18 protein-coding genes are annotated in these 17501 nt (G+C 64.8%); 6 read left to right on the top strand and 12 right to left on the bottom strand.

Going from position 1 to position 17501, the window contains the following annotated elements:
• The first annotated feature begins 116 nt into the window (after positions 1-116).
• Both K1177_RS16035 and K1177_RS16030 read left to right on the top strand, forming a co-directional pair.
• Positions 117-1046 carry a LysR family transcriptional regulator gene (locus K1177_RS16035; RefSeq protein ID WP_224704707.1) on the top strand — a complete coding sequence of 310 codons (930 nt, stop codon included), beginning with the start codon at positions 117-119 and terminating at the stop codon, positions 1044-1046.
• Between the two features lie 15 nt (positions 1047-1061).
• On the top strand, positions 1062-2675 hold the full coding sequence (locus K1177_RS16030; RefSeq protein WP_224704705.1) for a GMC family oxidoreductase: 1614 nt from the start codon (positions 1062-1064) through the stop codon (positions 2673-2675).
• Positions 2676-2705: 30 nt separating this feature from the next.
• On the opposite strand, the gene mbfA is transcribed toward K1177_RS16030, so the two are convergent.
• Entirely contained in the window at positions 2706-3686 is a 981-nt protein-coding gene (gene mbfA / locus K1177_RS16025; RefSeq protein WP_224704703.1) for an iron exporter MbfA, read from the bottom strand.
• Positions 3687-3779: 93 nt separating this feature from the next.
• The gene (locus K1177_RS16020; RefSeq protein ID WP_224705835.1) at positions 3780-4670 is read right to left on the bottom strand and encodes an NAD(P)/FAD-dependent oxidoreductase; all 891 of its coding nucleotides are present in this window, start codon (positions 4668-4670) and stop codon (positions 3780-3782) included.
• Between the two features lie 180 nt (positions 4671-4850).
• On the opposite strand from K1177_RS16020, the gene K1177_RS16015 reads away from it, so the two are divergent.
• The 3 genes from K1177_RS16015 to K1177_RS16005 all read left to right on the top strand — a co-directional run bounded on the left by K1177_RS16015 (position 4851) and on the right by K1177_RS16005 (position 7623).
• On the top strand, positions 4851-5459 hold the full coding sequence (locus tag K1177_RS16015) for a hypothetical protein (RefSeq protein WP_224704701.1): 609 nt from the start codon (positions 4851-4853) through the stop codon (positions 5457-5459).
• Between the two features lie 80 nt (positions 5460-5539).
• Positions 5540-6748 (top strand): O-antigen ligase family protein, encoded by a 1209-nt coding sequence (locus K1177_RS16010; protein ID WP_224704699.1) that lies wholly within the window; start codon positions 5540-5542, stop codon positions 6746-6748.
• Positions 6745-7623, top strand: coding sequence for a glycosyltransferase family 8 protein (locus K1177_RS16005; RefSeq protein WP_224704697.1), 879 nt, complete (start codon positions 6745-6747; stop codon positions 7621-7623). The genes K1177_RS16010 and K1177_RS16005 overlap by 4 nt, the downstream gene beginning before the upstream one ends.
• 6 nt (positions 7624-7629) lie before the next feature.
• Here the strand turns inward: K1177_RS16005 and K1177_RS16000 are convergent, their stop codons facing one another.
• Both K1177_RS16000 and K1177_RS15995 read right to left on the bottom strand, forming a co-directional pair.
• Complete coding sequence (locus K1177_RS16000) at positions 7630-8436, bottom strand: glycosyltransferase family 32 protein (RefSeq protein ID WP_224704695.1); 807 nt, start codon at positions 8434-8436, stop codon at positions 7630-7632.
• A 79-nt stretch (positions 8437-8515) separates the two neighbouring features.
• Positions 8516-9643: a Gfo/Idh/MocA family protein gene (locus K1177_RS15995; RefSeq protein ID WP_224704693.1), complete on the bottom strand. Its 1128-nt coding sequence runs from the start codon at positions 9641-9643 to the stop codon at positions 8516-8518.
• A 225-nt stretch (positions 9644-9868) separates the two neighbouring features.
• Between K1177_RS15995 and K1177_RS15990 the strand changes: the two genes are divergently transcribed.
• Positions 9869-10450, top strand: coding sequence for a TetR/AcrR family transcriptional regulator (locus tag K1177_RS15990; RefSeq protein ID WP_224704691.1), 582 nt, complete (start codon positions 9869-9871; stop codon positions 10448-10450).
• 15 nt (positions 10451-10465) lie between these two features.
• Here the strand turns inward: K1177_RS15990 and K1177_RS15985 are convergent, their stop codons facing one another.
• The 8 genes from K1177_RS15985 to K1177_RS15950 all read right to left on the bottom strand — a co-directional run bounded on the left by K1177_RS15985 (position 10466) and on the right by K1177_RS15950 (position 17438).
• The gene (locus tag K1177_RS15985) at positions 10466-11521 is read right to left on the bottom strand and encodes a DUF2793 domain-containing protein (RefSeq protein WP_224704689.1); all 1056 of its coding nucleotides are present in this window, start codon (positions 11519-11521) and stop codon (positions 10466-10468) included.
• Between the two features lie 76 nt (positions 11522-11597).
• A complete protein-coding gene (locus tag K1177_RS15980; RefSeq protein WP_224704687.1) occupies positions 11598-12437 on the bottom strand; it encodes a metal ABC transporter permease in 840 nt (279 codons plus the stop codon).
• Positions 12434-13300: a metal ABC transporter permease gene (locus K1177_RS15975; protein ID WP_224704685.1), complete on the bottom strand. Its 867-nt coding sequence runs from the start codon at positions 13298-13300 to the stop codon at positions 12434-12436. The genes K1177_RS15980 and K1177_RS15975 overlap by 4 nt, the downstream gene beginning before the upstream one ends.
• Entirely contained in the window at positions 13297-14175 is an 879-nt protein-coding gene (locus K1177_RS15970) for a manganese/iron ABC transporter ATP-binding protein (RefSeq protein WP_224704678.1), read from the bottom strand. Before K1177_RS15970 ends, K1177_RS15975 begins: the two co-directional genes overlap by 4 nt.
• Positions 14172-15074: a metal ABC transporter substrate-binding protein gene (locus K1177_RS15965; RefSeq protein WP_224704676.1), complete on the bottom strand. Its 903-nt coding sequence runs from the start codon at positions 15072-15074 to the stop codon at positions 14172-14174. The genes K1177_RS15970 and K1177_RS15965 overlap by 4 nt, the downstream gene beginning before the upstream one ends.
• A 144-nt stretch (positions 15075-15218) precedes the next feature.
• A complete protein-coding gene (locus tag K1177_RS15960; protein ID WP_224704674.1) occupies positions 15219-16136 on the bottom strand; it encodes a hypothetical protein in 918 nt (305 codons plus the stop codon).
• Complete coding sequence (locus K1177_RS15955; RefSeq protein ID WP_224704672.1) at positions 16133-17053, bottom strand: ABC transporter ATP-binding protein; 921 nt, start codon at positions 17051-17053, stop codon at positions 16133-16135. The genes K1177_RS15960 and K1177_RS15955 overlap by 4 nt, the downstream gene beginning before the upstream one ends.
• On the bottom strand, positions 17046-17438 hold the full coding sequence (locus K1177_RS15950; RefSeq protein WP_224704670.1) for a GntR family transcriptional regulator: 393 nt from the start codon (positions 17436-17438) through the stop codon (positions 17046-17048). The genes K1177_RS15955 and K1177_RS15950 overlap by 8 nt, the downstream gene beginning before the upstream one ends.
• Positions 17439-17501: the final 63 nt, after the last annotated feature.

Raw genomic sequence — 17501 nt, 5'->3', positions numbered from 1 at the left:
ACAAAGCGTCAAGGCGAGCCGACGGCAGCCGGTGGCGCGGTGTCAATTGACATAGCAAAAGGCAATGCTAGGCTGGATTTTGCGCCGAAAAACCCTACCTGACATAAGCCAATCCAATGGACATAGACCAGCTCCGCACTTTTGACCGTATCGTGCGCGAGCAGAGCTTCACCCGTGCAGCGGCGCATCTGAACATTACCCAGGCCACCGCCTCGATGCGCATCCGGGCGCTGGAGCAATTGCTGGGCGTGACGCTGTTCCAGCGCGGGCGCACGGTGACGCTGACCGACCAGGGCATGACCTTTCTGCCCTTTGCACGGCGCATCATCGGCACGGCGCAGGAAGCACGCGAAGCGCTGCGACTGGCCGAACGCGGACGGGTGGCGATTGCCTCGCTGCGCACCCTGGTGTCGCCGCTGATCACCGAGTCCCTGCTGCGCTTCCAGGAAAAATATCCGCATGTCGATGTGGTGGTGAACGAGGGGCGGCAGTCGCAAATCGTGGCCATGCTGCATGAGCGCAATGTGGAAATGGGCATATTGTGCTGGCCGAACCTGGATCCGCTGGTGGTGGACCTGCAGCCACTGGTGGTGATGCGCGAGCGGGTGCCGCTGGTGGTGGCGCCCGAGATCGCGGCGCAGCTTTCGGCACAGCCCGAGATCGACGAAGTGCTGGCGCTGGTGCCGCGCGTCATCTCGCTGCGCTGGTGGCAGGCCGAGCCCGAACAGGCGGCGGCGCTGGCGCGCATGGCGCAGACCAGCGTCGACCTGCCCACCGGCCCGGCGCGGCGGTTGGCGATGAAGGGCCAGGGGCTGGGGTTCTTCGTGCAGTCGGCCATTGCCGAGGACGTGGCGGCGGGGCGGCTGGTGGAGATCGCGCCGACCCATTTCGAGCCCCTGCACCGCGACACGGCCATGGTAGTGCGCTCGGCGGCCGCGCTCAAGCGCACGGTGCTGGCCGATTTCGTGCGCGAGATCGCCCATGAATGCGCCAATGTCGGCATCATCATCGAGGACCATCTGGACGAGATGCTCGACCAGGCGTGAGGGGGGACGGCGGGAATGGCCGACTATGATTTTGTGATCGCGGGCGGCGGCTCGGCCGCCTGTGTCGCCGCCATGCGGCTGGTGCGCGAATTCGGCTGTTCCGTGCTGATGATCGAGCGCGGGCCCAAGCGCACGCATCGGCTGATGGACATGCCGGCGGGCTATATGAAGTTCCTGGCGCGGGACGATTTTCTCGAAATGCACAAGACCGTGCCACAGCCGCAACTGGGTGGACGGGCGCCCATCGTGCCGGTGGGCAAGGCGCTGGGCGGCGGCAGCGCCGTCAACGCCATGGTCTATATGCGGGGCCAGGCTGAAGACTATGACGGCTGGGCGGCCGGCTTGGGCAATCGTGGCGACTGGTCCTATGCGGACATGCTGCCCCATTTCACCGGCATCGAGGCCAATAGCCGCTTCAACGACCAGTTCCACGGCATCGATGGCAATCTGCGCGTGTCCGAACCGGCGCATATCTCCCCGACCACCGAGGACTTTTTGCGGGCGGCGCAGGGCCTGGGGCACGCCTATAACCCCGATTTCAATGGCGCCCGCCAGAATGGGGTGGGCATCATGCAGCACACCTATGGGCAATGGGGGCGCTATACCGAGCGGTCGGACGCGCGCAAGGCGTTCCTCGTGCCGCTCGAAGACGATCCGCGCCTGACGATCATCACCGATGCGCGGGTGGATCGTATCGTCATCGAGAATGGCCGCGCCGTTGGCGTTGACTATTCCAGGGATGGGCAGAGCCAGACCGTGCGCGCGGGGCGCGAGGTGCTGGTGGCGGCGGGCAGCTACAACAGCGCCAAGTTGATGATGCTGAGCGGGCTGGGGCCGGCCGCCCACTTGCGTGAGCATGGCATTGCTGTGCTGGCGGACCTGCCGGGCGTCGGACAGAATTTGCAGGACCATCATGAAGTGCCGGTGATTGCCACCACGCGCGGCAAGTCGGGTTATTTCGGCCAGGACAAGGGCTGGAACATGGTTCGCAACGGGCTGCAATATCTGGCGTTCAATTCGGGGCCGGTGACCACCACGGGCATCGAGGCCTGCCTGTTCTTTGACCCCGATGGCGGCGAGCGGCCGACGATCCAGCTTTATTGCGCGCCCATCGTTTATCTCGACCGTGATGTCAGCGCCGCCGAGCCGACATGGGGGGTGACCTTCACCTCGTGCCTGTTGCGGCCCAAGGCGCGCGGTAGTGTGACGCTGCGCTCGGCCGACCCGGCCGACCAGCCGCTGGTCAATTGCAATTTCTTCGGCGATCGCGACGATCTCAGGCTGACCATGGCCGCGCTGGAAACGGCGCGGGCGCTGCTGGCCACCGAACCGTTCAGGAGCAAGATCGCCGAGGAACTGTTGCCGGGGGCAGACGTGATGGCCGACCCGGTGGCGCTGGAGCGCTATTGCGGGCAGACGGTCAAGACCAATTACCACCCGGTGGGCACGCTGCGCATGGGGCTCGACAGCGACCCGAGCGCCGTGGTGACGCCGGATCTGAGGGTCAAGGGCATCGACGGATTGCGGGTGATCGACTGCTCAATCATGCCGCAGATCGTGTCGGGCAATACCAATGCCCCGGCCATGGCCATCGGCAGCAAGGCGGCCAGCCTGATCGGCGCGGCTTAGCGCGCCAGGAGCCCGGCAACACGCACTGCCCTAGGCGCTGCCGATCAGAATGCCGGCGGCAAAGACCAGGGCGCCGCCCAGCACCACTTGCAGGGCGGCGCGCCAGAACGGGGTCTGCATATAGCGGTTCTGAATGAAGGCGATGGCCCAGAGCTCAACGAGCACCACGATGAAGGCCACGGCGGTGGCGATGGTGAAATCGTGGATGAGATAGGGCAGCGCATGGCCCAGGCCGCCAACGGCGGTCATGATCCCGGCAGCCAGACCCCGTTTGATGGGCGAACCACGCCCGGTGAGCTTGCCATCGTCGGAGGCCGCTTCGGTAAAGCCCATGGAAATGCCGGCGCCAACGGCAGCGGCCAGGCCGACAAGGAAGGTCTGGTGGGTATCGCCGGTGGCAAAGGCCGCGGCAAAGACTGGGGCGAGCGTGGAGACTGAGCCATCCATCAGGCCCGCCAGGCCGGGCTGCACATAGGTCAGCACGAACTGGCGATGGGATTCACCGGCCTCGATATGCCGCCCCTCGGCGCCCAGCACGGCGGCATCGATGCGATCGGCGGCTTCGGCGTGCTTGCGCTCCTGCATAGCCAGATCGCCCAGAAGCTTGCGCACATTGGCATCGTCGGACTGCTTGGCGGCCTCGAGATAGAAGTGGTAGGCCGATTCCTCCATTTCCCAGACCAGCTGGCGCACATCCTCCAGCTTGAGATTGTTCATCAGCCAGATCGGCTTGCGGGCGAGAAAGCCCCGGACATTTTCGCGGCGAATGGGCGCCAGCTGCGGCCCGAAGCGCTCGACATAGAGATCGAGCAGGCGCCGGCGATGCTCGTTTTCTTCGGCCGCCATGCCCTCGAACAGCGCCGCCGAGCCCGGATAGTTGCCAACCAGCTTGGTGGCAAACTCGGCATAGATGCGACCATCTTCCTCCTCCGCGGAAATGGCCAGAGCGAGGATTTCCCGCTCTGTCAGGGAGGAAAACGGCCGGCGGCTATCGGGCAAAAAGCTGAGCATGGCAGGGCACTTTTTAGAATGGTTCTAAACATTGTCTAGAACCATTCTAATCTTTGGACAAGCCCCTTTGGCGGCCGCGCACCGCCCGAAACATCATTCCAGCATGGATTGCAGGGCGTAAATGCCGGCCATGGCGCCCTGGGACGTCGCCAGGGTGACTGAGGCCATGGGATTGGCGAGGTCGCCCGCCGCGTAGATGCCAGCAACATTGGTCTGGCGCCGGTCATCGACGGCGACAACCTGGCCCAGGGGATGGTCGACCATGGCAATGCCCAGCCTGTCATGCAGGCTTGCTGACGGCGCCGAGCGCGGATGGGCAAACAGCACGTCGATGCCGACGGCTGCGCCGGTATCGAGGCGAAGTTCGGAGAGATGGCCATCGCTATGCCGCACCTGGGTCACGCGGCCCTCGACGACGGCGACGCCACGGCGCGCCAGATCGGCGCGGATAGCGTCGGGAATGGCGTGGCCATTCGCAAAGACCGTGCGACGGCCCGTCCAGAAGCCATAGAGCACTGCCGCGTGGGCGCTGTGATCGCCCGACCAGAGCAGCCCCCAGTGGCGGTCCGCCACTTCGAAACCATCGCAAAAGGGGCATGAGACAATCGAGGTGCCCCAGCATTCGGCAAAGCCGGGAATGGCGGGCATCTGGTCCGCGACCCCATAGGCGAGGAGCACCCGCCGGGCCCGCACCGCGGGACCGCTGTCCGTCTCGACTACAAAGCCATCGAGCGCCCCCGACAGGCTCGTCGCCCTGGCATTGACCAGGCTGACAGTGGGGTAGCGCTGCAGCTGGGCGCGGGCATCGGCGAGAATATCGGCTGGCGAGCGGTGGTCGTGCCCCAGCAGGCCATGGGAGTGATGGGCAAAGCGATTGCGGTTCTGCCCGGTGTCGAGGACCGTGACCGTGCGGCGGGCCCGCCCGAGTTGCAGGGCGGCCGCCAGGCCGGCAAAGCTGCCGCCGATGATGACGACGTCGTTGATGGACATGGAGTTTTTCCTTCTCTGCGGCGGCAAAGCCAGACTTGGACGACCGCAAACGGCAATTCATGTGCTTTTATATGTTACATGATATTGCCGTCGTCAACTCTGTTGCGCAGTTGCTGCTTCCGCGTGGCATGGGCAGTGCTATGCTGGCGCCCAATGACAGCGGAGGGACGGAGCGTGAAGAGACTGCTGAGTATTGCGGCCCTGGTGCTGGGCTGTGTCACGCCGAGCCTGGCCTTTGACGCGGCAACACAGGCAATCGTGTCGCATCACAAGGCGGGCAAGCCGATCAGCATCACCGATGTTGCCGTGCTGATGCGGGCGAGTGAACGCTGGTGCTACAATCAGGATGGGCTGACCTGCGACTGGTCGGACATCTATCTGGACGTGAGCGATACCGGCGCCGTCTATGAAATCAGCAATGCCTGGGACATCACCCATGACATCGCCTTCGTCGACAAGGGCGAATTCAAGGACGACCGCTACATCTGCGAAACCGGGTTTGACTGGGTGCCCAGCGTGCGCGCCAGCCTGCGCGCAGACGGCAGCACCGTCGGCGGGCGGCCATTGGCGACGCTGAAGGCGGAGATTGCCGAGGTCATTTCCCAGAGAGAGAATGGCACGAGCTGCTTTGACTATCTCTGGCAAGGCTCCGATGCGGCGGCACAGACGGTGACGCTGCTGCAGCGGCAATATGTCAATGGCAGCTATGACGAGAGCCGGGACACGCCCGTGACACTGCATTTCGACGCCGACACGGCCGCCAAGCTGACCTGGCGCTGGTAAAATCGCCTGCCGGCGGCAGTTGACGCGGCGCGGACCAGACGACATTGTCCGCGCCGAACTGATCCGGGACCATCACCGTGTTGCCCAAACTGCTCCGCTTGCTGGCCTGGGCAGCCCTGTTCGCCGGGCTGTGCCTGCCCACCCCAACGCCTGAAATCGCCAATGTCACGACGCTGGTGCTGATCGGGGTCGGCGTGATCATCCTGATGGCGCGGCCTTCGGCCCGGGCGGTCCTGCGGCTGCCGGTGGTGACGCTGCCGCTCGCGGCGGGCGCCCTGCTGCTGTTGGCGCTGGTGATCACCGCGAAATCCCCGCTGCATGTCCTGGTCATCCTGGTGCTGGCGCCACTCTGGTTTGCCGGGGGCCATGCCGCGCTGCTGGGCGAGATCCGGGACCGATTGACCCCGGCCGTGATCGGCAGCTTTGCGCTGGCCGGGACCGCCATCGGCGCGGGCATCGCCGCATTTGACGTGATTGTCCGACAGGTGGGCCGGGGCGGTTCGCTGGTAAACAATCCGATCCATCTGGCCGATCTGACGCTGATGCTGGGCTTTGTCGCGCTGGTGGGCCTGTTTGACCGGCGGCCGCTACGTGTGATCTTTCTGGCCGGGCCTGCGCTCGTATGTGCGGCGATAGGCTACACCGGCGCACGCGGGGCGCTGGTTGCGCTGGTGCCCATGCTGGTGATCGGCGGAGGCCTCTTGGCGTTTCTCATCCTGCCTCGGCGAAGGGCCTGGCAACTGGTCGCGCTGGGCGTCGCCGGTATCATCGTGGCGCTGGGCGCAACCTTCGCGCTCGGCCTGGGCGGCCGGATCAGCGGTTTGCTGGACGTTGCGTTGGCCCTGGTTCGCGGCGAGCCGACCGACGGCGCGGTGACCGAACGCTTGTCGATGTATCAGACCGCCTGGAATGCCTTTCAGGCGTCGCCCTGGTTCGGCTTTGGCATGATCGACTTCACCACGCTGGTGGCGCCCTATATGCCACCGCAATACGATTATGCGCCCTCGGGGCACCTGCACAATGACATCGCCGATTTCGCCGTGATCGGCGGGGTGCTGGGCCTGGCCTGCTATGGCCTGCTGCTGGCTGCGCCACTGGTGGGCGGGTTAAGCGCACGTGGCCCGAACCGCGGGATGATCCTTTATCTTGGCGTGGTGACGAGCCTGGGCTATTTCACCATGGGACTGACCAATGCCATGTTCGGCATCCTGACGCAGACGGTGCTCTATGGTGTCATCCTGTCGCTGATGGCCACCCTTGCCGCCCCTGCCCCGAGAGACATGCCGTGACCGGTACACCGATCCATATCGCCCTGACCTTTGACGACAATTTCTGGGCGCCGGCCTATGCCACCATGCGTTCGGTGTGCCTGTTCAGCCACCGCCGCAGCGATCTGGTGTTTCACCTGTGCCATCGGACGCTGACCGATGCGCATCGTGCCGATATCGCCGCCATCACCAGCGAGTTTCCGGTGACGCTGGCCTGGTACGATCTGGATGCCTCGCCGCTGTTCCGGGACGTGGCCAAGCGCATGCCGGAGAACAAGCGCCTGAGCAACATCGTCTATGCGCGGCTGATGATCGATCGGCTGGTGGGGGCGGAGGTGGAGCGGGTGCTCTATCTCGATTGCGACATGCTGGTGCGCGACAATATCGAAAAGCTCTATGACATCGACATGGAGGGGCATCCGATCGCCGCGGTGCGCGACAGTATCGGCGCCTTCATTACCGGCGGACGCGACCTGCGCTCCAACAGTGACCTGTTCAATATCGCCGACCCCTATTTCAACGCCGGCATGGTGCTGATCGACGTCCAGCAGTGGCGCGCCGCAGATCTGATCGGTCGCATGGAAAAAGCGCTGGCCGACGGCGTGATGGCGCGCATCTACTACGATCAGGATTTTCTCAACCTGGTGTTTGCCCGCAACTGGCTGCAGCTACCCTGGCGCTGGAACACGATCGACGCCCGCCATGCCCACGAAGGGCTCGACCCAGCGATCCTGCACTATACCGGCAAGACCAAGCCCTGGGGCGTGCTCTCAGGCATGCTGCAGTCCGTGGCCTTTGCCCGACTCTATCGGCATGTGATGACCAATGAACTGTTCTACCGCTTCGCCCGGCACCGCTGGAAACGCTGGTGGAAGAAGAAACTGCGGCTCTCCTGAGCCGGTTCAGCCCAGCGCAATGCCTTCGCGCTGGCACAGTGTCCACAGCGCGCTGCCGGGTTCGGGCAGCGGCAGGTCGGCGCGGCCGCGGCGGGTGAGCTGGCTGCGCCAGAGATGGATGGCCAGCGTATCCGGACCAATCGCGTCATCGACGCTGGAGCCGGCCTGCATCAGGGCTGGAATGCCTTCATAGGCAATGGGATAGAGCACGCTGCTGGGGCGGACCTGATCGGCGAGACCGCGCCGGACCATATAATGGGTCAGCGCCATGGGGCCAGTGGCGCCATACTGCATGTCTTCGGGTGCAACGGTCTGGCCCAGCAGGCGCCGCGCCGCGACCTCGAGGCGCCGGAAGATGGGCAGATGCGGTTCAAGCAGCGGCCGATCGGGATCGGTGAAGATCGAGAGCAGGTCATCGAGCAGCGGCGCATCGGATGGAATATGCAGCACGGCGCCGTTGATGGAGCCGGGCCGCTCATAGGCCATCAGGTAGTCCGGCGGGCCTTCGATGGGGCGCACGCAATAGACGTCGAGATCGGCATAGACCCCGCGGCCCTGGCGCAGCGCCATCATGCGGAAATAGTCCGAGAACACGCCCGGCGTGCCCTTGCCCTTGTAGAACACCAGCGTCTCGCGCGGCAGCACATCGGCGGCATTGCAGGCGACGGCCTCGGGCGGCAGGCCGGCGATGGGGTCGAAGGCATAGACCTCGACGCGGTGCCCGGCCCGGTGGAAGGAGGCAATGCTCAGCCGCTCCAGCCAGCTCATGGGTCCGTGCCAGAAGCTGACGATAGTGGGCAGGGCGGAGGTCATGGCAGTCCGGGTGACAGGGTAGATGCGGGGGCTGTGTTAGCCCAGCAGCGCCTGCCCTGTCACCCCCGGAGCGCCTCGACTAGCCGAGAGCGCCGTTGCTGAGCGAGGTCGCCAGCGGGGCCGGGCGCTCGACCGGGGTCTTGATGTCGATGGTGCGGCCCTCGCGCGAGGCGATCTCGAAGGCTTCCATGACTTCGAGGACATGCAGGGCCAGATCGCCATTGGCGCGGTGCGGACGATTGTCCAGAATGCCCAGGGCCATGTCGGCGACGCCGAGCGAGCGATAATTGCCATCGGCATAGGGCTGGGTGACCGGCACATTGGCCCAGGTCTCGTCCCGGCCGCGCTTGCGCAGCTCGACATCACCGCCGAAGAAATTGGGATCGGGCACGATCAGGCTGGCGTCGGTGCCATAGAGTTCGAGCGGCACATGCTTGTGCGCGGCCACGTCAAAGCTGAGGCCGACCTGGACGATGGCGCCATTGGCAAAGCCGAGCGCGCCGGTGACATGGGTGTCGACCTTGACCGGCATGATCTGGCCCTGCTTGGGCTCGGAGGTGATGGGGCGTTCCAGGCGCAGGCGCGAAGCCATGGCCGAGATGCGCGCGACCGGCCCCAGCAGATTGACCAGGTCGGTGATGTAGTAGGGGCCCATGTCGAGCACCGGGCCGCCACCGATATCGTAGTAAAAGGCCGGATCGGGATGCCAGCTCTCATGGCCGGGGCACTGGAAAAAGGCCGTGCCGCCGACGATCTGGCCGAGCGCACCGCTATCGACGACCGCACGGGCCTGCTGATGTGCGCCGCCCAGGAAGGTGTCGGGTGCCGAGCCGATGCGCAGACCAGCCTTGTTGGCAGCGTCGAGCAGCTTGCGGCCTTCGGCGTAATTGATACCGAGCGGCTTTTCCGAATAGACATGCTTGCCGGCGGCCAGGCACTTGAGCCCGACTTCGACATGGGCGCGCGGAATAGTGAGATTGACGATCAGCGCGATCTCGGGATCGGCCAGCATGGCGTCGATGGACATCGATTTGAGGCCAAACTCGGCCGCGCGGGCCTCGGAGGCCTCGGGGCGCATGTCGGCCAGGCCCTTGATGTCGAGCATGGGAAAGCCCGCCATGGTGTCATGGCCGGTGATCGCCCGCAGATAGGCCGACGAAATATTGCCGGTGCCGATGAAGCCGACGCCGAGGCGCTTGGTGGTCATTGCGCAATCCTCCTCAGATGGTTGCGGCAAACTAGCGGGGTCGCCCGCGCTGCGCCAGACGGTCGCAGTATTTTATTTGGATTGCGCAGAATGTGCCGGCGTGCCCTGATCCATGCGGCCCGCAGCCTGCTTTTCCCCCCACCAACGCTGTGATGTGGCCTTCATTCGGAATGCGCGCAGCCGGTTACATACAGGCTGCATAAAAATGGATTCAGGCTGTCTGCAATGCGTGCGACCAGAACTCAGGCGGAGCGGCGAGAACAGACGCGACGGGCGCTCGTTGCCGCAGCGCGCCAGCTTTTTGCCGACAAGGGCTTTGCCGGTACAAGCACCCCCGAGATTGCCGAGGCGGCGGGGGTTACCCGCGGGGCCCTCTACCACCATTTCGCCGACAAGGCTGCGCTGTTCATCGCCGTGGTAGAAGAAGAGCATCTGCTGATTGCCATGGCGATCAACAGCGCAGCCGCAGGCGAAGACGAACCCGGGCCGATCAAGGCGGTGCTGGGGAGCTGCAATGCGTTTCTCGATGCCATGGCTGACCCGGGCCGGCGGCGCATCATGCTGATGGACGCGCCCGCCGTCCTGGGCAGCCAGACGCTGAGCCGGATCGAGAGCCAATATGGGCTCTCCGCGACGGTGCGCGGGCTGGGCGAGGCGATGGAGCTCGGTGTCATGCGCCGCCTGCCCATCGCGCCGCTGGCGCAGCTTCTGCGCGCCATGGTCGACCGTGCCGCCCAGGCCCCCGAAGAGGAGCAGGCCGACTATCGCAAGGCTATCAAGGCGCTGGTGCGCGGCCTCAAGGCCTAGGCATGAGGGTCCTGCTCAGCGATGCGCCTCGAGCTGCTCGATCCGAGCGGCCAATTGCTGGACGGCGGCCACCAGCGGCGCGATGAAGGCATCATAGCGCAGGCCCTGTTCGCTTTTCGGGTCGGCCGGATCGGCCAGAACATGCCCGGCAAAATCCCGGCCGGCCAGAGCGTCGACCACCTGCTGGGCCAGAAATCCATAGTGGATGCGCCGACCAGGCCGGGACGAGCCGTCGGCCTGGGTACCGCCGATGGCCCAGCGAAAGCGCACCGGCTGCAGGGCCGCAATGAAATCGAGCCCGAGATCGCAGGGCTCAATGTCGATCTTCTGCCTGATATCGGAGGTCTGGATGGTGCCGGTGGCCGACCACACCGATGACCAGCGCGCGCCCGATGCGCCCAGCGTCACCGCATTGTCCACGGCCGGCCGGAGCGAGGCCGCGAAACTGGCGATGCCCGTCGCCGGGCTCACGGTGACGGCATTGATCCAGGCGCTGCCATCGGCACTGACCTTGAGGCGCCAGCTGTCATCGCCGGCCAGGCCCATTTCGGCGCGGCCGGACCAATTGGTCTGGTAGAGCAGGCTTGCCGTGTCGGCGGCGGCGTTCTTGTTGAGCTTGAGCTGGTGGCCATTACCGGCATGGGTCAGCAGCGTGGTCGGCGCGGCGACGGCAAGGCGATTGGTGGTGTCGGCCGTGGTGTTGATGCCCAGGCGCGGCAGGGCACTGCCCAGCGCGGCAAGGGGTTGCCAGGCCGCCCCGTCGAACACCAGCAAGGCCTGGTCGGCCTTGCAATAGACCAGCCAGCCGGGCGCCGGATCGAGAAACAGCCAGGCACCGGCCTGCCAGCTGGCAAGCTCAGTGGCGTGGCCGGCCCAGTCACCGCTGGCGCCGCTGGGCACCAGCCAGCATTCCCCCTCCAGCGGGGACGCGGGTGGCGCGGCGAGGCTGCGGCTTTCGACGCCGGCCTGCACCAGGGCATCGAGCGCCTGGATCGCCTCATTGTGGGTGATGTGTTTCTGCGCCTGGCCCGGCATGATGAAGGGCAGTGACAGTCTTGGGCTCTGGTCCATCTGGTCTCTCCTCAGGGAGAGACCAGTCTAGGATCGGCGCGGTGAGCGGGGACAAACGGGACCGGACGCCCCGTCGTCAGGCTGTTGCCGGCACGGCGCGGCGCAGCGACCGGCTGAGGAAGGTGACGATAAAGGTCGCGCTCATCAGCAGCACGATGGTGGGGGCCGGGGCGGAGTCGATGAAGAAGCTGAGATAGATGCCCACCACCGAGCAGAGCACCGAGACGGTAACTGCAATCAGCATCATGGGTGCAAAGCGCTTGCTCAGCAGATAGGCGATGGCGCCCGGCGCCACCAGAAGGGCGATGACCAGCACAATGCCAACGGCACTGAGTGCTGCCACGATAGTCAGCGAGAGCAGTGCCAACAGGCCATAGTGCAGGACGCGGACCGGCAGGCCGATGGCGCCAGCCTGCTGCGGATCGAAAATGAAGAGCAGCAGGTCCCGCCATTTGGCCAGCACGATGGCGGTGACCACCAGCGCGATGATGCCGGTCTGGATCATGTCGGCGGTGCTGATGCCCAGGATGTCGCCGAACAGGATGTGGTCGAGATGCACATCGGTCTGGATGGAGGTGTAGAGCACGATGCCCAGGCCAAACATGCCCGAGAACACCACCCCCATGACCGTATCTTCCTTGATGCGGCTGTTCTGCTTGAGAAAACCCACCGAGAGCGCGCAGCTCATGCCGGCGGCAAAGGCGCCGATGCCGAGCGGCAAGCCGACGATATAGGCCAGCACCACGCCGGGCAGCACGGCATGGGAGATGGCGTCGCCCATCAGCGACCAGCCCTTGAGCACGAGGAAGCAGCTCAGCAAAGCCGTGGGCACCGCCACCATGATGGCGATGAGCATGGCCGAGGTGAGGAAGGAGAACTGGAAGGGCCAGAGGGCATAGACGAGGAAGTCACTCATGGCGTGTCCTCACTGGCCACATTGGCATTGCGGCGGCGTTGCGCCGCCAGCACGCCATGCTTGGGGGCAAAGACAAAGGCGAGCAGGAACACAGCGGTTTGCAGCACGACGATGACGCCGCCGGTGGCGCCATCGAGGAAGAAGGAGATGTAGGCGCCCACCAGGGCCGAGAGCGTGCCCACGGCGATGGCGATCAGGATCAGGCGCGAAAAGCGGTCGGTCAGCAGATAGGCCGTAGCGCCGGGCGTCACCACCATGGCGATGACGAGGAAGGCGCCCACAGTCTGCATGGCGGCAACAGTGCAGGCCGCCAGCAACGTGAAAAAGATGGCGCGCAGCAGCGGCGGATTAAGGCCGATGGAGCGGGCATGGCTCTCGTCAAAGAAGGTCACCATCAGATCCTTCCAGATGAAGAGCATGACGACCAGGCTCACCACGGCGATGATGACGAGCTGCAGCGTATCCTCGGGCGTCACCGCCAGGATATTGCCCATGACGATGGTCTGGATGTTCACCGAGGTGGGGGACAGCGAGATCATGAACAGGCCCAGGCCAAAGAAGGCGGTAAAGATCAGCCCGATCACCGCATCTTCCTTGAGCTTGGTGCGCTGGGTCAGAAACAGCATGGCGCCGGCGGCGAGACCGCCCGAGAAGAAGGCGCCCAGCGAGAATGGCAGGCCCAGCATATAGGCCCCGGCCACGCCGGGGACGATGGAATGGCTCAGCGCATCGCCGATCAGCGACCAGCCCTTGAGCATGAGATAGGCGCTGAGGAAGGCGCAGACGCCACCCACCAGGGCCGAAACCCAGATGGCATTGACCATGTAGTGATAGGAGAAGGGCAGCAGCAGGGTGTCGATCATTTGTCGACGGGCCCCGACTGCTGGGTGGTCATCTTGCCCTTTTCGCCATAGAGCACCAGCGGCCGCTCATCGTCGGTCAGCACCGACAGATGGCGCGGATCGTCATCATCATGCAGGCCTGCGCCGGCCAGAACGAAGTGGCGCAGCGCGCCGCCAAAAGTCTGTTCCAGCCATTCGCGGGTGAAGATTTCGCTGGTGGGACCAGAGGCCAGCACCGTGCCCTTGACCAGAACGGTGCGATCACAAAATTCGGGCACCGAGCCCAGATTATGGGTCGAGACCAGCATGACCTTGCCCTCGTCGCGCAGGTCGCGCAGCAGGGCCACGATGGCGTCCTCGGTCTTGACGTCGACGCCGGTAAAGGGCTCGTCGAGCAGGATCACCTGGCCTTCCTGCGCCAGGGCGCGGGCAAGGAAGACGCGCTTTTTCTGTCCACCGGAGAGCTCGCCGATCTGGCGATGGCGGAACGCGAGCATGTTCACCCGTTCGAGCGCCTGGGTGACCATGTCGCGGTCAACCGCGCGGGGGCGGCGGAAGATGTTCATGTGGCCATAGCGGCCCATCATCACCACGTCCTCGACCAGCACCGGGAAATTCCAGTCGACATCTTCGGACTGGGGCACATAGGCGACGAGATTGCGCTTGAGGGCTTGCTGGCCCGGCACGCCCAGAATGGTCACGGCGCCGGCAGAGAGCGGCACAAAGCCCATGATGGCCTTGAACAGGGTGGATTTGCCCGAGCCATTGACGCCCACGAGGGCCGTGATGGAACCGCGCGGAATGGTGAAGCTGGCGTGGCGCATGGCCGTGGTGCCATTGCGATAGGCCACGGTGATGTCGTCAACGACAAGGCCGGGCGCGGACGAAGCGGTCATTGCGAAAGCCCTTTGACGATGGTTGTGGCGGTGACCGTGAGTAGGTCGAGATAGGTGGGCACAGGCCCGTCGGGCTCGGACAGGGAATCGACATAGAGCACGCCGCCATAGGCCGCGCCGGTCTCGCGCGCCACCTGCTGGGCGGGCTTGGGCGAGATGGTGGATTCCGAAAAGATCGCCGGAATCTGGTGCTCGCGCACGGCATCGATCATGCGGCGCACCTGCTGGGGCGTGCCCTGCTGGTCGGCATTGATGGGCCAGAGATAAAGCTCGTTGAGGCCGAAGTCGCGCGCCAGATAGCTGAAGGCGCCTTCCGAGGTGGCGAGCCAGCGCCGCTCGGCGGGAATGGCCTCGATGGCGACGCGGATGGGGGCGACCTTGGCCGTGATCTCGGCGGCGTAGGCCACCGCATTGGCGTCGTAGATCGCCTGATTGGCCGGGTCGGCGCCGACCAGCGCCTTGCGGATGTTCTCGACATAGATCAGCGCGTCGGTGGGCGACATCCAGGCATGGGGATTGGGCTTGCCCTCATAGGGTCCCTCGCCCACGCCCAGCGGCACAATGCCCTCGGTGACCACCGCCGAGGGCGCATCGCCCAGATTGTCGAGGAAGCGCTGGAACCATTGCTCGAGATTGAGTCCGTTCCACAGCAGGAGCCCGGCGCCCTGGGCGGCGATCAGATCGCCCGGGGTGGGCTGGTAGTTGTGGATCTCGGCGCCCGGCTTGGTGATGGAGACCACCTCGGCAGCCTCGCCGGCCACGTTGCGGGCCATGTCGGCAATGATGGTGAAGCTGGTGATGACCTTGAGCCGGGGCGAAGTGGCCTGCTGGGCACGGGCCGGCAGGGCGGCAAGGGCTATGCTGGACAACAGGATGGCAGAGAACTGGCGGCGACGCATCGAACACTCCAGGCGGGACCGCGCCTGTTCTAGTGCAATTGCAAATCATTCGCAAGTAGATCGTTGCCGTGATGCGACAGTGCTGGAATGGCAAACGGCCGGCGCTGGCGGCGCCGGCCGAGGACGTGTCTGGTACAGGGTATGTCAGTTATCGTTGCTGCGCCGCCGATACTCGCTGGCGAGGTAGATGACGGCCACGGCAAACACCGCGCCCAGACCCACCTGCAGCCAGTCGACATGGCCCAGGAGGTCGCTGGCAAAGGCCAGTCCATCAAAGCGCGGTGCGCCAAGATTGGCCCCTGACGGCCCATCCACGCCGGAGAACCATATGTCGGAATAGGTCGTGGCCGGGGGCGTCGAGCGGTATTCGAGGAAGCGCCAGGTATGGGTCGCAAAGGGGTGCTGCCCGCCCAGCGTCACCCATTCGACCGTGGCGGCCAGGGCCGGCAACAGCAATGCGATGGGGATGGCCCAGCGCCCGACAGCGGTGGCCATGGCGCCGACAAGCGCCATATAGGGCAGATACCACAGCAAGGCTGCCGCCAGCGCCACCAGCAGGGCCAGCGCGACCTGGAGATAGATGCCAAAAATGGCACCAAGGGCGCCGAAGGTGGCGGTGCCATTGATCAGCATGGTGGTGAACGCCACGCCATAGAGCAGCACGCCACTGAGCAGGGCAATGGCAAAGACGATGCCCGGCAGGACGGTGATGGCGGCGGTCAGCTTGCTCATCAGCACGGTGAAGTCGGACACCGGCATGGATTTCCAGAACAGCATGGCGTTGTTGCGCCGATCGGCGGCAAAGCCATCGGCGCAGTAGAAGAACAGCGTCGCGCCCAGATAGAGCAGCCAGGCAAAGCCCAGGCCCAGAAAGCCGATCTCATAGACGATCAGCGGCACCACCGTCAGCACGGCACCGGAGAGGCGCGCGTCAACGCGGCCCACCGTGAAGGCCAGGATGATAATGCCGAACAGCAGCGTGAGCAGGATCAGCGGACCGAGCAGAAAGGCGCCCTTGTGCTCGATATATTCACGATGAACCAGGGCGATGAAGGCTTTCATCGGGCGGTCTCCGGATTGGCGGTGGGCCGCTGCATGAGCGCCACGAAGAGGTCTGAAAGCGTGGGCGTGGAGAGCCGGCCGAAGGGTTCGAGCAGGCTGCGGTCCACGCCGTCAAAGATCATCACGGTCTGGCCGAAGCGGGTTTCCTCATAGACCGGGCCATAGGCCCGCGCAGCCTCCTGCGCCTGGGCGTCGTTCACCACCAGCTGGGTGAACTTGTCGTTCACGGTTTCCATCTGCATGTGCAGGATCAGGCTGCCGTCGCGGATGAACATGATGTCGGAGAGCATGAACTCGATCTCATCGACCTGGTGGGTGGTGATGAGCAGGGTGCGCTCTTCGGTCATGTAGTCTTCGAGCAGGCGGCGGTAGAAGCGCTTGCGATAGGTGATGTCGAGGCCCAGCGTCGGCTCGTCGAGCACCAGCAGCTTCGCGTCGATGGCCATGACCACGGCCAGGTGCAATTGCGCCACCATGCCCTTTGAGAGGTGCTTGACCTTCATTTCGGGCTTGATGTCGGTGCCTTCGAGGAAGCTGCGCGCCTTCTCCTGGCTGAAGTTGGGATGGATATTGGTGAGCAGGGCAAACAGCTCCCGCACCCGCAGGAAGCGCGGCAGGCTGGCGACGTCGGAGATAAAGGCGACGTTTTCCATCAGCTGGGCACGGCGGGCGAAGGGGTCCTCCCCCAGCACGCGGATGGTCCCTTCGCAATTGGTCAGGCCCAGCATGGCATTGAGCGTGGTGGTCTTGCCGGCGCCATTGTGGCCGATCAGCCCATAGATGCGGCCGGGCGGGATGTCGAAATCCAGGCCATGCAGGATTTCCTTGCGGCCGAAGCTCTTGCGCAGGCCGCGGGCAGACACGATCGGCGCGGCCGACGTCGACGTCGACGCTGTGGTGGTGAACTGTTCACTCATGATGCTGCCCCTCGGCATTGCTTGATTTTGCTGCGCCCTCGGGCGCCGTCAGAAGATCGCGCGGTTCAAGCCCCAGGGCCCTGATCTGGCCCAGGATGCGCGGCCACTCCTGCTTGAGAAAGGTGGTGCGCTCCTGCGTCAGCAGTTCGGCGCGACCGCCCGGTTTGACAAACATGCCCAGTCCCCTGCGTTTTTCCACGACCCCGATATCTACGAGCGCCTCGAAGGCCCGGGTGACCGTCAGTGGATTGACGGACAGCTCGGCAGCGATCTGGCGCACCGAAGGCAAGGCTTCGCCTTCGGCGACGGTGCCAGCCAGGATCATCTGCGCGAGCCGCTGGCGGATCTGCAGGAAGATGGGCTGGCTGGTATGAAAGTCATCCATGTGCTTTGCCTAGTTAGTGTGCTACATAACTAGCACACTATGACAACGAGTCAATGGTGTTCG

Origin of the sequence: Devosia aquimaris, from assembly GCF_020169335.1 — a bacterium.
In the GTDB taxonomy this organism is placed as follows: Bacteria; Pseudomonadota; Alphaproteobacteria; order Rhizobiales; family Devosiaceae; genus Devosia; species Devosia aquimaris.
This window is presented reverse-complemented; position numbering and strand designations above follow the sequence as displayed.

Bases quoted from the DNA above. Each gene is read 5' to 3' on its own strand.
- K1177_RS16035 (WP_224704707.1), top strand. From the start codon at position 117: ATGGACATAGACCAGCTCCGCACTTTTGACCGTATCGTGCGCGAGCAG.
- K1177_RS16030 (WP_224704705.1), top strand. From the start codon at position 1,062: ATGGCCGACTATGATTTTGTGATCGCGGGCGGCGGCTCGGCCGCCTGT.
- mbfA (WP_224704703.1), bottom strand. From the start codon at position 3,686: ATGCTCAGCTTTTTGCCCGATAGCCGCCGGCCGTTTTCCTCCCTGACA.
- K1177_RS16000 (WP_224704695.1), bottom strand. From the start codon at position 8,436: ATGACCTCCGCCCTGCCCACTATCGTCAGCTTCTGGCACGGACCCATG.
- K1177_RS15995 (WP_224704693.1), bottom strand. From the start codon at position 9,643: ATGACCACCAAGCGCCTCGGCGTCGGCTTCATCGGCACCGGCAATATT.
- K1177_RS15990 (WP_224704691.1), top strand. From the start codon at position 9,869: ATGCGTGCGACCAGAACTCAGGCGGAGCGGCGAGAACAGACGCGACGG.
- K1177_RS15985 (WP_224704689.1), bottom strand. From the start codon at position 11,521: ATGGACCAGAGCCCAAGACTGTCACTGCCCTTCATCATGCCGGGCCAG.
- K1177_RS15980 (WP_224704687.1), bottom strand. From the start codon at position 12,437: ATGAGTGACTTCCTCGTCTATGCCCTCTGGCCCTTCCAGTTCTCCTTC.
- K1177_RS15975 (WP_224704685.1), bottom strand. From the start codon at position 13,300: ATGATCGACACCCTGCTGCTGCCCTTCTCCTATCACTACATGGTCAAT.
- K1177_RS15970 (WP_224704678.1), bottom strand. From the start codon at position 14,175: ATGACCGCTTCGTCCGCGCCCGGCCTTGTCGTTGACGACATCACCGTG.
- K1177_RS15965 (WP_224704676.1), bottom strand. From the start codon at position 15,074: ATGCGTCGCCGCCAGTTCTCTGCCATCCTGTTGTCCAGCATAGCCCTT.
- K1177_RS15960 (WP_224704674.1), bottom strand. From the start codon at position 16,136: ATGAAAGCCTTCATCGCCCTGGTTCATCGTGAATATATCGAGCACAAG.
- K1177_RS15955 (WP_224704672.1), bottom strand. From the start codon at position 17,053: ATGAGTGAACAGTTCACCACCACAGCGTCGACGTCGACGTCGGCCGCG.
- K1177_RS15950 (WP_224704670.1), bottom strand. From the start codon at position 17,438: ATGGATGACTTTCATACCAGCCAGCCCATCTTCCTGCAGATCCGCCAG.